Origin of the sequence: Spirillospora sp. CA-128828 (assembly GCF_050945415.1) — a bacterium.
Taxonomy (GTDB): domain Bacteria; phylum Actinomycetota; class Actinomycetes; order Streptosporangiales; family Streptosporangiaceae; genus Spirillospora.
The window spans coordinates 3,179,308-3,192,001 of record NZ_CP191986.1; the positions used below are offsets into that span (position 1 = coordinate 3,179,308).

General features: G+C 71.0%; 12 protein-coding genes. 6 read left to right on the forward strand and 6 right to left on the reverse strand.

Annotated features, from left to right (window positions below; translation table 11 throughout):
- Positions 1-22: 22 nt before the first annotated feature.
- Positions 23-1,177, reverse strand: coding sequence for a quinolinate synthase NadA (gene nadA / locus ACQPXG_RS15765; RefSeq protein WP_433468430.1), 1,155 nt, complete (start codon positions 1,175-1,177; stop codon positions 23-25).
- A gap of 226 nt (positions 1,178-1,403) precedes the next feature.
- Here nadA and ACQPXG_RS15770 point away from each other — a divergent pair, with 226 nt between their 5' ends.
- Both ACQPXG_RS15770 and ACQPXG_RS15775 read left to right on the forward strand, forming a co-directional pair.
- Entirely contained in the window at positions 1,404-1,766 is a 363-nt protein-coding gene (locus tag ACQPXG_RS15770) for a HesB/IscA family protein (RefSeq protein WP_141577183.1), read from the forward strand.
- Positions 1,767-1,938: 172 nt separating this feature from the next.
- Positions 1,939-2,925, forward strand: a complete 987-nt coding sequence (locus ACQPXG_RS15775; protein WP_433469974.1) for a carbohydrate kinase family protein — start codon at positions 1,939-1,941, stop codon at positions 2,923-2,925.
- An 86-nt stretch (positions 2,926-3,011) separates the two neighbouring features.
- Here ACQPXG_RS15775 and ACQPXG_RS15780 read toward each other — a convergent pair whose 3' ends face one another.
- Both ACQPXG_RS15780 and ACQPXG_RS15785 read right to left on the reverse strand, forming a co-directional pair.
- The gene (locus tag ACQPXG_RS15780) at positions 3,012-3,320 is read right to left on the reverse strand and encodes a sulfurtransferase TusA family protein (protein WP_433468431.1); all 309 of its coding nucleotides are present in this window, start codon (positions 3,318-3,320) and stop codon (positions 3,012-3,014) included.
- Positions 3,317-4,495, reverse strand: a complete 1,179-nt coding sequence (locus tag ACQPXG_RS15785; RefSeq protein WP_433468432.1) for a cysteine desulfurase family protein — start codon at positions 4,493-4,495, stop codon at positions 3,317-3,319. The genes ACQPXG_RS15780 and ACQPXG_RS15785 overlap by 4 nt, the downstream gene beginning before the upstream one ends.
- Positions 4,496-4,676: 181 nt before the next feature.
- On the opposite strand from ACQPXG_RS15785, the gene ctaC reads away from it, so the two are divergent.
- The 4 genes from ctaC to ACQPXG_RS15805 all read left to right on the forward strand — a co-directional run bounded on the left by ctaC (position 4,677) and on the right by ACQPXG_RS15805 (position 8,955).
- Positions 4,677-5,450, forward strand: a complete 774-nt coding sequence (gene ctaC / locus ACQPXG_RS15790; protein ID WP_433468433.1) for an aa3-type cytochrome oxidase subunit II — start codon at positions 4,677-4,679, stop codon at positions 5,448-5,450.
- Positions 5,447-7,114 (forward strand): aa3-type cytochrome oxidase subunit I, encoded by a 1,668-nt coding sequence (ctaD, locus tag ACQPXG_RS15795; RefSeq protein WP_433468434.1) that lies wholly within the window; start codon positions 5,447-5,449, stop codon positions 7,112-7,114. Before ctaC ends, ctaD begins: the two co-directional genes overlap by 4 nt.
- 3 nt (positions 7,115-7,117) lie before the next feature.
- The gene (locus ACQPXG_RS15800) at positions 7,118-7,528 is read left to right on the forward strand and encodes a cytochrome c oxidase subunit 4 (RefSeq protein WP_433468435.1); all 411 of its coding nucleotides are present in this window, start codon (positions 7,118-7,120) and stop codon (positions 7,526-7,528) included.
- A gap of 140 nt (positions 7,529-7,668) precedes the next feature.
- Entirely contained in the window at positions 7,669-8,955 is a 1,287-nt protein-coding gene (locus ACQPXG_RS15805) for an Ig-like domain-containing protein (RefSeq protein ID WP_433468436.1), read from the forward strand.
- Between the two features lie 50 nt (positions 8,956-9,005).
- Here ACQPXG_RS15805 and ACQPXG_RS15810 read toward each other — a convergent pair whose 3' ends face one another.
- The 3 genes from ACQPXG_RS15810 to ACQPXG_RS15820 are packed head-to-tail and all read right to left on the reverse strand — an operon-like array spanning position 9,006 to position 12,691.
- Complete coding sequence (locus tag ACQPXG_RS15810; protein ID WP_433468437.1) at positions 9,006-10,397, reverse strand: M48 family metallopeptidase; 1,392 nt, start codon at positions 10,395-10,397, stop codon at positions 9,006-9,008.
- Positions 10,394-11,851, reverse strand: coding sequence for a hypothetical protein (locus tag ACQPXG_RS15815; protein ID WP_433468438.1), 1,458 nt, complete (start codon positions 11,849-11,851; stop codon positions 10,394-10,396). The genes ACQPXG_RS15810 and ACQPXG_RS15815 overlap by 4 nt, the downstream gene beginning before the upstream one ends.
- A gap of 39 nt (positions 11,852-11,890) precedes the next feature.
- A complete protein-coding gene (locus ACQPXG_RS15820) occupies positions 11,891-12,691 on the reverse strand; it encodes a CHAP domain-containing protein (RefSeq protein WP_433468439.1) in 801 nt (266 codons plus the stop codon).
- Between the last annotated feature and the right edge of the window lie 3 nt (positions 12,692-12,694).

The following is a 12,694-nucleotide window of genomic DNA, read 5'->3' on the forward strand; positions in this document are numbered from 1 at the left end:
TCCTCCGCGGCGCGGGCCGCGGTTACGGGAGGGCGAGCATCTGGTCGAGGGCCACGCGGGCGTAGTGCGCGGTCTCCTCGTCCACCTCGATGACGTTCTCCACGGTGCCGGCGGCCAGCGACTCCAGCGACAGCACCAGGTGCGGCAGGTCGATCCGGTTCATCGTCGAGCAGTAGCAGACGGTCTTGTCGAGGAACATGACGTTCTTGTCCGGGTGGGCGTTGGCCAGCCGCCGGACGAGGTTCAGTTCCGTCCCGACCGCCCAGGACGTGCCCGGCGCCGCCGCCTCGATGGTCTTGATGATGTACTCGGTCGAGCCGATCTGGTCGGCGGCCGTGACGACCTCGTGCCGGCACTCGGGGTGCACCAGGACGTTCACGCCGGGAACGCGGGCCCGGACGTCGTCCACCGACTCCTTGCTGAAGCGGCCGTGCACCGAGCAGTGGCCGCGCCAGAGGATCATCTTGGCGTCCCGCAGGCGCTGCGGGGTGAGGCCGCCTTCGCGGCGATGCGGGCTGTAGACGACGCAGTCGTCCAGCGAGAGGCCCATCTCCAGGACGGCGGTGTTGCGGCCGAGGTGCTGGTCGGGCAGGAAAAGGACCTTCTTGCCTTTGCCGTAGGCCCAGTCGAGGGCGCGCCTGGCGTTGGACGAGGTGCACACCACGCCGCCGTGCCGCCCGACGAACCCCTTGATGTCGGCCGAGGAGTTCATGTAGGTGACGGGAACGACGTCGTCGGCGATGCCGGCGTCCTCCAGGACGTCCCAGCACTCCTCGACCTGGTCGAAGGTCGCCATGTCGGCCATCGAGCAGCCGGCGCCGAGGTCGGGCAGGATCACCCGCTGGTGCGCGGCGGTCAGGATGTCGGCCGACTCCGCCATGAAGTGGACGCCGCAGAACACGATGTAGGGCGCCTCCGGGCGGGCGGCCGCCTGCTGGGCCAGCTTGAACGAGTCGCCGGTGACGTCCGCGAACCGGATGACCTCGTCCCGCTGGTAGTGGTGGCCGAGGACGAACACCTGGTCGCCGAGGGACGCCTTGGCGGCGCGGGCGCGCTCGACCAGCGCGGGGTCGGAGGCCGGCGGCAGGTCGCCGGGGCAGTCCACGCCGCGTTCGCTCGCGGGGTCGGCGCCGCTGCCGAGCAGCAGCAGCGGAAGGTCGCTTACCGGGGTGGTCACGGCGGTCTCTCCCTCCACGACGGGGCTTATCGTCGCTTTGACGACTAATGATGGCACATCCCGGGCGGGATTGGTGATGTGACGTAGACCGCACCGTCCCCTGGCGTTAAACATGGCCGATACGCGGAATGGCCTTGTGGCGAGGTACGTTGTCTCTTTGGAGACGTCCGCCAGGACATGCACAGTCCGCCGCACCGCGGCGCAGCGAGACCCGGGAGCTGAACACATGACGGTTTCAGGCGAGACCACGCAGGAGACCACGCAGCAGGGCGTCATCCTCACCGACGCCGCCGCCGAGAAGGCCAAGGGCCTGCTCGAGCAGGAGGGCCGCGACGACCTTGCGCTGCGTGTCGCCGTGCAGCCGGGCGGCTGCTCCGGCCTGATCTACCAGCTCTTCTTCGACGAGCGGGAGATGGACGGCGACCAGATCCAGGACTTCGGCGGCCTGTCGGTCCGCGTCGACCGGATGAGCGCGCCCTACCTCACCGGCGCCACCATCGACTTCGTCGACTCGATCGAGAAGCAGGGCTTCACGATCGACAACCCGAACGCGTCGGGCTCGTGCGCCTGCGGCGACTCCTTCAACTGAGCGGCCGAGCGCGAGACTCGCGAGGGGCGGGCCGGGCCAGGGTGCCCGGGCCGCCCCTTTTCGCTCCCCCGGCCGCCGCGCGGCCGCGATCTATGGTGCGATGGGAAGTACCCTGTCCGGGTTCGAACAGCCGGTGAAACAGCCGGACGACCACGACGAGGAGAGCGACGCCGTGCGCATCGCCGTGACCGGTTCCATTGCGACCGACCATCTGATGACCTTCCCCGGAAGGTTCACCGACCAGCTCCTGCCCGACCAGCTGCACCGGGTGTCCCTGTCCTTCCTGGTGGACGAGCTGGAGATCCGCCGCGGCGGCATCGCCGCCAACATCTGCTTCGGCATGGGCAGCCTCGGCAAGGAGTCCATCCTCGTCGGCTCCGTCGGCGACGACTTCGCCGACTACCGCTCCTGGCTCGAACGGCACGCGGTCGACACCGGGTCCGTGCACGTGTCCGAGATCCACCACACGGCGCGGTTCCTGTGCACCACCGACCAGGACCAGAACCAGATCGCCACGTTCTACGCCGGCGCCATGAGCGAGGCCCGCTCCATCGAGCTCCAGCCGGTCGCCGACCGGGTCGGCGGCCTCGACCTCGTCGTCATCAGCCCGAACGACCCCGAGGCGATGCTGCGGCACACCGACGAGTGCCGCTCCCGCGGCATCCCGTTCGCCGCCGACCCGTCCCAGCAGCTCGCCCGGATGGAGGGCGCCGACGTCCGCCGCCTCATCGACGGCGCCGCCTACCTGTTCAGCAACGAGTACGAGAAGGCCCTCGCCGAGGAGAAGACCGGCTGGTCGGGCGAGGAGATCCTGTCCCGCGTCGGCGTCCGCGTCACCACCCTCGGCGCGAAGGGCGTGGTGATCGACCGCGAGGGCGAGGAGGGCGTGCACGTCCCCTGCGTCCCGGTCGAGACGGTCGTCGACCCGACGGGCGTCGGCGACGCCTTCCGGGCCGGCTTCCTGTCGGCGACCGCCTGGAACCTGCCGCTCGAACGCGCCGCCCAGGTCGGCAACGCCATCGCCGCCCACGCCCTCGAAGCCGCCGGGCCCCAGGAGTACACGCTGGGCCGCCAGGCGTTCCTCGACCGGTTCACGAGCGCCTACGGCGCGGACGCCGGCGCGGAGATCGCCGCCCAGGTGTCCTGCCCGACGCCGTAGCGGACGGTACGCAGCGGGGCCGCGCCGGCACGGCGCGGCCCCGCGCGCGTTTCTCACCCGTCCCGGTACGGGACGAGCACGCGCGGCTAGTACGTGCGGCGGATGTGGAAACCCCAGCCGCCCTGCCGGAGGGTCTCCTCCCGCACGAAGTCCTGCGACTTCATGCGGCACCAGGCGGGGACGTCGGTGCGGGCGGCGGCGTCGTCGGCGAGGACGGCGACGACCTGCCCGACCGGGACCTCCCGGATCCGTTCCGCGAGCATGATGATCGGGATGGGGCACTTGCGGCCGAGCGCGTCGATGACGAGCACGGGCGGCGGGCCGTCCGGCTCCGCCGGGCGCGGCGGAGCGTCGCCGGGCGGCGGGCCGGTCTTGGCGCGGCCTCGGAACCTCATGGGCTCGACCGCCTCCCTGTCTCGAAGGTGTTCATCGTCGTCCGGCGGAGGCGGGCGACGACATCGGGGAGCGCGGCGAGGAACCGTCCGACATCCTCCGAACCGACGCCACGCGGCAGCGATACCCGCACGTTCCCATGGGTAATCACTCCCATCGCCTCGAGCACGTGGCTTGGACGCAGCGTATCCGCCGTGCACGAGCTGCCGGACGAAACCGCGAAACCCAGCCGGTCGAGTTCGGTGAGCAGCGCCTCGCCCGCCACGTACAGGCAGGAGAACGTCACCAGGTGCGGCAGCCGCCGGACCGGGTCGCCCACCACCTCGACGTCGGGCACGGTACGCGGGACCTCCGCCCGGATGTGGTCCACCAGGGCGGAGAGGCGCGGCGCGTCCGCCGCCATGTCGGCGCGGTAGGCCTCCAGCGCGGCCGCCGCCGCCACGATGGCCGGAACGTTCTCGAACCCGGGGACGCGGCGCGCCTCCCGCTCGTCGGCGGGCAGCGGCGACCGCCAGCGGGTGCCCTTGCGGACGGCGAGGACGCCGACGCCGGCGGGGCCGCCCCACTTGTGGGCGCTGCCGGCGAGGAGGGACCAGCCACCCGGGACGTCCGCCCGGCCCAGCGACTGCGCCGCGTCGACGAACAGCGGGACCCGGACGGCATGGCAGCCCTCCGCCACCTCGGCGACGGGCTGGACCGTGCCGACCTCGTGGTTGGCCGACTGCAGGCACGCCAGCGCCGTGTCGGAACGCAGGGCGGCGGCGAACTCCGCCGGGTCGACGCGGCCCGTCCGGTCGACGCCGACGACGGTGACCTCACCGCCGTCCTGTTCGTGCCGTTCGGCGGCGTGCAGCACGCTGGAGTGCTCCACCGCGCTCACCACGAGGTGCCGCCCGGTGCGCCGGCGCGCCTGGAGCCCCCCGAGGACCGCCAGGTGCACCGCCTGGGTGCCCGAGGAGGTGAACGACACCTCGCCCGGACGGGCGCCCAGGACACCGGCGACACGCGCGCGGGCCCGGTCGAGCAGGACGCGGGTGCCGCGGGCCGTCCCGTACAGCCGGGCGGGATCGGCCCAGGCCGCGTCCAGCGCCTCCAGCAGCGCGGACCGGGCCGCGGGATGCGGCGGTTCGGTGGACGCGGCGTCGAAGTAGCCGCCCGGTGCGCTCGATGGGGCCACGCGAAAACACTAACCGGGCACCCGATCGGGGGTTCGCGCGACCCTCACGCTAGGGTTTCCACCACACGTGTGAAGACTGATCTCACCGCCCGGCAGACCGGGCTTTCATCTGTGGGGAAGGCATTCCGTGAGTCCGACCCGCTCTAGGGAGCGGCGTACGCCTGTGCGCAGTCGCCGCGCATTGAAAAGCGCCGGCGCGCTGAGCCTGCTGGCGCTGTCCGCGACCGCGTGCAGCGGCAGCCGCCTGGGCATGCCCGAGCCGATCAGCGTCCAGGGCGAGCGCATGCTGAAGCTCTGGCAGGGCTCCTGGATCGCGGCGTTCGCGGTCGGGGCCGTCGTCTGGGGCCTCATCATCTGGGCGGTGCTGTTCCACCGCAAGCGCTCCGACGACCTGCCGCCGCAGGTCCGCTACAACATGCCGATCGAGATCCTCTATACGGCGGTCCCGTTCGTCATCATCGCGGTCCTGTTCTACTTCACCGCCCGGGACGAGAACTTCGTCGAGAAGACCACCAAGAACCCTCAGGTGGTCGTCGACGTGACCGCGTTCCAGTGGAGCTGGCAGTTCGACTACAAGGAGAAGAACGCCACGGGCAAGGAGCAGACGGTCGCCTCCGTCGTCGGCCAGCCCGTCGCTCCGAACGGGCCCGCGCCGGCCAAGCCGGTCATGACGATCCCCTCGGGTGAGACGGTCCGCGTGCGGCTCCACTCCAACGACGTCATCCACTCGTTCTGGGTTCCGGCACTGATCTACAAGAAGGACGTCATGCCGGGCTACACCAACGAGTTCGAGTTCACGGCGAACAAGACCGGCACGTACGAGGGCCGCTGCGCCGAGCTCTGCGGCGTGGACCACAGCCGGATGCTGTTCCAGCTCAAGGTCGTGTCGCCCCAGCAGTACGACAGGTTCATCGCCGATTCGAAGCAAGCACTGGCCGCGGGAGGTGCCAAGTGACCGCGACAAGTCACGCACCGAGCGAGTCGATCGCCGCGCCGCGGACGAGCAAGGGGCGCATCATCGCCTCCTGGATGTCGTCCACCGACCACAAGGTGATCGGCTACCTCTACCTGATCACCTCGTTCCTGATGTTCCTGTTCGGCGGCGTCCTCGCGCTGGTCATGCGTGCGGAACTGTTCAGGCCGGGGCTGCAGTTCGTCAGCAACGAGCAGTTCAACCAGCTGTTCACCATGCACGGCACGATCATGCTGCTGATGTTCGCGACGCCGCTGTTCGCGGGCTTCACCAACGTCATCATGCCGCTGCAGATCGGCGCGCCCGACGTGGCGTTCCCCCGGCTGAACATGCTGGCGTACTGGCTGTTCCTGTTCGGCAGCCTGATCGTCATCGCGGGCTTCCTGACCCCCGGCGGCGCGGCCAGCTTCGGCTGGTTCGCCTACGCCCCGCTGTCGGACGCGGTCCGGTCCCCGGGCGTCGGCGGCGACATGTGGGTGATCGGCCTGGCCATGTCGGGCTTCGGCACCATCATGGGCGCGGTCAACTTCATCACCACGATCCTGTGCATGCGGGCGCCGGGCATGACGATGTTCCGGATGCCGATCTTCACGTGGAACGTCCTGCTGACGTCCATCCTCGTGCTGCTGGCGTTCCCGGTGCTCGCCGCCGCGCTGCTGGCGCTGGAGGCCGACCGCAAGCTCGGCGCGCACATCTTCGACGCCGCGCACGGAGGCGCGCTGCTCTGGCAGCACCTGTTCTGGTTCTTCGGGCATCCGGAGGTCTACATCATCGCGTTGCCGTTCTTCGGCATCGTGACCGAGATCCTCCCGGTCTTCAGCCGCAAGCCCGTCTTCGGCTACATCGGGCTGGTGTTCGCGACCATCAGCATCGCGGGCCTGTCCGTCACCGTGTGGGCGCACCACATGTTCGTCACCGGCCAGGTGCTGCTGCCGTTCTTCTCCTTCATGACGTTCCTCATCGCCGTGCCCACGGGGGTGAAGTTCTTCAACTGGGTCGGGACGATCTGGCGAGGGCAGTTGACGTTCGAATCGCCGATGCTGTGGTCGCTGGGCTTCCTCGTGACGTTCCTGTTCGGCGGGCTCACCGGCGTCATCCTGGCGTCGCCGCCGATGGACTTCCAGCTGTCGGACTCCTACTTCGTGGTGGCGCACTTCCACTACGTCGTCTTCGGCACCGTGGTGTTCGCGATGTTCGCCGGCTTCTACTTCTGGTGGCCGAAGTGGACCGGCAAGATGCTGAACGACACCCTCGGCAAGATCCACTTCTGGATGCTGTTCATCGGCTTCCACGGGACGTTCCTGATCCAGCACTGGCTGGGCGCCGCGGGCATGCCGCGCCGGTACGCCGACTACGCCAGCGAGTTCCAAGGGATGAACGAGGTCTCCACCGTCTTCTCGTTCCTCCTCGGCGCCTCCATGCTGCCGTTCTTCTACAACGTCTACATCACGTGGAAGCGGGGCAAGCGCGTCGAGGTCGACGACCCGTGGGGCTACGGCGCCTCCCTGGAGTGGGCGACGTCCTGCCCGCCGCCGAGGCACAACTTCAACTCGATCCCGAAGATCCGTTCCGAGCGGCCGGCGTTCGACCTGCACCACCCGCACGTGGGTGCCAAGGGCGAGCTGGCCGGGACGAAGGGGGAGTAGCCGATGCGCGTCCAGGCGTTCATGTTCTACGGGTGCGCGGTCTTCTTCCTCGCCACCGACGTCGTGTACTGGCTCTGGTCCAAGGACTGGACGGGCACGACGGCGCTCGCGCTCGCGGTGGGCCTCGCCGGGCTGATCGGGTTCTACGTCCACTTCACCGTCCGGCGCCTTGAGCGCGCCAACGCGGGGCCGCTGTACGAGGACGACCCGGAGGGCGAGATCGCGGACGCGGCGGGCGAGCTGGGCTTCTTCAGCCCGCACAGCTGGTGGCCGCTGTTCGTCGCGCTGTCGGCCACGGCCGTGGCGCTCGGCATCGTGTTCGGCTGGTGGCTGGTCATTCTCGGCGTGTCCGCCGCAATTCTCACGACGATCGGTCTGGTCTTCGAGTACTACCGGGGTCATTTCGCCCACTGATCAGTAAAAGAACCCCATCGGGGGCCGGTGTCCGCTTTTTTGCGGGTACCGGCCCTTTCACATACTGGGCGCCGTTCCAGCGACCGGGCTGGGCAGGCGGACCGATCGCCCAGGAGGACGACCGGGGGGTCCACATGCGGGTGAGTGGCTCACGACCGGGAGACCGGGGACGGCGCGCCGCCGCCGTCCTCGTCGGCGCCAGCGTGGTCGCGGGCGCCGCGGCGTGTTCGGAGGACAGCGCACCGGAGGGCGCGGACGCCGTGAAGCTGGCGGTGTCGCCGGGCGGAGGCGGCGGGAAGCTGCGCCCGGACAGCCCCATCGCCGTCGAGGCGCAGCGCGGCACGATCGAGAACGTGCGGGTGTCGGCGAACAGGGGCGAGGTCGAGGGCGACCTGAACGCCGACCGGACGCGGTGGCGGTCCAGGTGGACGCTCGAACCGGGAACGACGTACACCGTCGACGCCACGGCCCTCGGGAAGGACGGCCGGACCAGCACCGTCCGCAGCACCTTCTCCACGGCCGGGGTGCGGAAGACGAACAAGGTCATGATCGAGGCGCCGTACAACAAGGAGACCGTCGGCGTCGGCATTCCGATCATCATGCGCTTCGCCCGCCGGGTGAAGGACAGGGCGGCGGTCGAGCGGGCCCTGGAGGTCACCGCGGACCGGACGGTCGAGGGCGCCTGGCGCTGGTTCGGCGACCAGGAGGTCGTGTTCCGGACGAAGAAGTACTGGCCGGCGCACACGAAGGTGTCGTTCAAGGCCCATCTCGCCGGTGTGCGCACCGGTACGGGCGTCTACGGCGGCAAGAACTACGGCGTCGCCTTCAAGATCGGGGACTCGCACGTGTCCACGGCCGGCGAGGACAGCCACAAAATGGTGGTGAAGATCAACGGCAAGAAGGCCCGCACCATTCCGACGAGCATGGGCCGGGGCGGTTCCCGCATGTTCACCACCACCAACGGTGTCCATCTGACGATGGACAAACAGGACCCCACGGTCATGACGTCGGGCTGGATGGGCTGCGGCCCCGGCTGCCCCGGGTACTACAGCCTGACCGTCTACAAGGCGGTGCGGATCTCCAACAGCGGCGAGTTCGTCCACAGTGCGCCCTGGTCGGTCGGCAGCCAGGGCTCCGTGAACGTCAGCCACGGCTGCATCAACATCAGCCCTTCCAACGCCAAGTGGTTCTACAAGATGTCCCTGCGGGGCGACCCGGTGAGGGTGACGGGGAGCAGCCGGGAGCTGGAGCCGGAGAACGGCTGGGGCTACTGGCAGGTGAAATGGAACGACTGGGTGAAGGGCAGCGCGCTGAAGCGGTCGGTGACGACGGCCCCGCACGTGGACGCCGCGACGCTGTCCGCGCAGCAGAAGCAGCAGGGCGCCAAGCCCAAGGCCCCGGAGAAGCAGCGGGCGGAAGGCAACTGAGTCGTCGCGACGCCGTGGGGCGCCGGGCGTCCCACGGCGTCGCGACGAGGTCAGCGCAGCGGCGGGGGGACCCTCACGTGGTGCATGCGGGCCCAGTCGCGGGCCATGGCGATCCTGTCAGGGCCCGAGGGGTGCGTGAGCCACAGCAGGTATTCCATGGCGTCCGGGCTCAGGTCGGAGATGTTGCGCACCGACAGCTCGTGCTGCATCGACACGAACGTCGACGGGTCGCGGGTGAGGTTCAGCGCGTGCGCGTCGGCGCGGGCCTCGATGCGGCGGCTCACGAGGTTCTGGACGGGCGCCGCGAGCGTCGTCCCGGCCGTCACCAGCGCGAGGAGGAGCGCGACGGACCGCGGGTCGGCCGCGCCGCCGCCGCGCGCGGGTTCCGGGCCGCCGCCCGGGTCGAGCCCGGCGTGCCGCAGGAGGCGCGGAGACGTCATCAGGAGGTAGAGCAGGCACAGCGCCCCGGAGATGCCCAGCGCGCCCACGAGCGTGCCCCACAGGACGTCGTTGCGCTTGGCATGGCCCAGCTCGTGCCCGACGATCGACTCGACCTGCGGGCGCGGCGACTTGAGCAGCGTGTCGTACAGGACGATGCGGCGCGTGGAGCCGAATCCGGACACGTAGGCGTTGAGCGACGTCGTCCTGCGGGACGCGTCGGCGACGAGGACGTCCTTGACAGGCACCCCGTCCCGGGCGGCCATGTCCAGCAGTTCGGTGCGCAGCCGCCCCTGCGGCAGCGAGTGGAACTTGTTGAACAGCGGCTCGACGGCGATCGGGTAGATGAACGAGACGAGGACGACGAGGACGAACCCGCCTGCGGCGGCGCCGGTCCACCAGTAGCGCGGGAAGCGGCGGACGAGGGCGTAGAGGAGCAGCAGCGCGATCGCGTAGATGACCCAGGTGACACCGAGGGACTTCAGCTGGTCCACGAGCCACGCGGGCCAGCTCTGCGTCGATAGGCCATACCGGCGCAGCACCGACTCGCTCCAGATGTCGAACGGCAGTCCGGCGATGCGCAGCAGCGTGGTCAGCGCCAACGCGGCGACGATGACGCGGAGCCACAGGGGGCGGGGGCGGCGGGCGGTGACCCGGCCCAGGAGACGGGCGCCCAGCGGGGTGAGGCCGAGGACGAGGATGAGCACGAGGCCGACGGCGAGTCCCGCGTAGGCGGGCGGGTTGACGGCCGAGTCGAACGCTTTGGAGCGGGCGATCTCGGCGGGGGAGAAGTCCAGGGCGGGGTCGGCCTTCACATGCCCGCCGGGGACGTGCCCGGGCAGCGGGTTCCACGGGGTGGTCAGGGCCAGGACGGCCGCGACCCCGGCGAAGAGCACGGCGGCGGAGACGGCGGCGGCGATCCGGGGCCGCCGTGTCCGGTCCGGCCCGGACGGCGCCCGGGCCGTGGTGTCGGCGCGGCTCTCGCCGGCCTCCGTCTCGCTCATCCGAGCTCCTTCTTCACATAGTCACGCCACATGGCGGTGAAGCGGTCCCGGGTGAGGCCCAGCACGTCGTGCAGCGCGGTGGCCTCCGGGACGCGCCCGGCGGCCCGGTAGAGCCGCACGAGCGTCGCCTCACCGTACCGGTCGGCCACCATCCGGCAGGCGAGCCATGCCTCCTGGTACGCCTGGGAGAGGCGCGGGGAGCCACCGGAGAACTCGGCGGCTGCCGGGAGCGCGGACGGCACCCGCCCGGCGGCGATCTCGCGGTGCAGCTCGCCCGCCGCGGACCGGACACCGATCTTGACGCGCCGGTAGCCGACATAGTCCGCGAAGCCCTCGATCAGCCACAGCGGGGTCCGCCGGTCCCGGGCGCCGCCCGTGGCGACGTGGGTGAGCTCGTGCGTCAGGACGACGTCGCGGCCGAGCTCGTTGAGGCGGCCGAACGTGCCGGGGGAGATGATGACGCGGTCCTCGCCGCGGCCGCCCGCGGCCGAAGCCGCCCCGGAGGGTGCGGGGGATCCTCCCCCCGCGGACCGCGCCGGCGGCGCGACGGTGGCGAGGGCGGCGATCTCGCCGAGGCTCTGCCCGGGGCCGGCGAGCGCGGAGGCGAGGCTCGCGTCGGCGGGGACGAGCGCGACGACCCGCTGCGCCCATCCCTTTCCGACGACGCTCGTGACGACCGGGACGGCGGCGTCCAGCCGCGCGGCGATGCCGTCGAGTCCGGCGGCGTCGCCGATGACGAGGCCGGCGCGCCCCCTGACCACGGTCAGGGGGCCGGCGTCCCAGATGTCGGCGTCGTCGGTGAGCCCGTGGGACGTCCCGTCGCCGGCGATCGTCCACGTCCCGGCGCGCGGGGTCAGCGTGAGGTAGCGGGTGCGGCCCACGTAGCCCTTGTCGAAGCCCCGCAGCCGGTAGCGCATCTCGACGCGGACGACGGCGCTCTTCCCGTCCATGGCCTGGGTGGTGAGAAGCCGTTCCTGCCAGCCCTCCAGCGGAAGCTTCCGGAGGTTGTCGTACATGCGGGACTGGGCGTCCTGGAACGCGGGAGGGGCGTCGCCCACCGTGGCGAGGAACGCCATGCGGTCGCCGTTCCGGACGGCGCGGGCCCGGTTGGCGAGGACGGTGGCGGCCCCCTCCGGGCTGAACGTCCCCGCGGCCCGGGAGGTACGGGCGCCGGACGCGCCCGCGGCCGCGGTCCCGCTCCCGGCGGACCGCGAGCCGAGCAGGCCGGCGCCTCCGGCGAGCAGCACGGCGGCCCCGCCCGCGCCCAGGGCGAGCACCCTGCGCCGCGTCACGGGGCCGTCCTGCCCACCGTCCGCAACGGCGTTCTCCAGCACAGCGCCGTCCGGCGCCGCGTCGTCGGGCACGGCGTCGTCGGGCGCGGCTTCGTCGGGCACGGCGTCGTCCGGCACGGGGGCGTCCTGCACAGAGCCGTCCTGCCCGGGACCGTCCTTCATGGGCGCGATCCTATGCAGCCGGAGGGGGAGGAGGCGGCATCACGGCTTGTAGTCGGGATAGCCGTAGCCGACGACGTCGCCGGTCGGGCGTTCCTTGATCTTGACGGCGTTGCCGGTGTTGCCCTCGACGGTCTCGATGGTGCCGTCGCCCACCTTCTTGATCACCATGCCGACGTGCCGGATGTCGTCGACGGACTTGCCGCCGTCCCAGGCATAGAAGACGATCGCGCCGGGCTTCGGCTCGGTGCCCCAGCGGCCGTGGTCCTGGAACCAGCGCGCGTGCGCGATCGTCCAGGCGTCGCTGCCGACCTGGTCGCTGAAGCCGATCTGGTCGCCGACCCAGGAGACGAACATGTCGCACCAGTTCGCGTCGCTGTAGCCGCTGAGGGAGCCGCCGTCGCGCGCGAGCGTCTGCTGCGCCCGGGAGGTGCCCATGTACCACTTCTGGAACTTGGTCTCGCCGCCGCCGTCCTCTCCGACGCCCACCTGGGACCGGGCGAGCTCGATGGCCTGCGCGGCGGTGGGCCGTGACTTCGACGACCTCCCGGACGGCTTCTTCGGCCGGCCCCTCGGCTGGTCCTTGCCGTGGGACGTCTTGGGCCCGTCCTTGGACCTGCTCTCGGACGAGCCGCCGTGCGTCTTCTTCCCGGCGGTCAGGTCGGCCGCCGCGGACGAGGCGGGGCCGGAACCGAACGGCAGGACCGACGCCTGCGCGGTCGCGGCGGCGGTGCCGAGCACGGCGGCGCCGACGATGACGCCGCCGGTCGTCCGCCACGTGATGGACAGGGAGTTCGGCTTCCGGTGCTTGCCCGGGAGCTTCTTGCGGTGCGTGCCTGGCACGGG

Coding starts and splice junctions, on each gene's coding strand:
- ACQPXG_RS15770 (WP_141577183.1), top strand. CDS start 1,404: ATGACGGTTTCAGGCGAGACCACGCAGGAGACCACGCAGCAGGGCGTC.
- ACQPXG_RS15780 (WP_433468431.1), bottom strand. CDS start 3,320: ATGAGGTTCCGAGGCCGCGCCAAGACCGGCCCGCCGCCCGGCGACGCT.
- ACQPXG_RS15800 (WP_433468435.1), top strand. CDS start 7,118: ATGCGCGTCCAGGCGTTCATGTTCTACGGGTGCGCGGTCTTCTTCCTC.
- ACQPXG_RS15810 (WP_433468437.1), bottom strand. CDS start 10,397: ATGAGCGAGACGGAGGCCGGCGAGAGCCGCGCCGACACCACGGCCCGG.
- ACQPXG_RS15815 (WP_433468438.1), bottom strand. CDS start 11,851: ATGAAGGACGGTCCCGGGCAGGACGGCTCTGTGCAGGACGCCCCCGTG.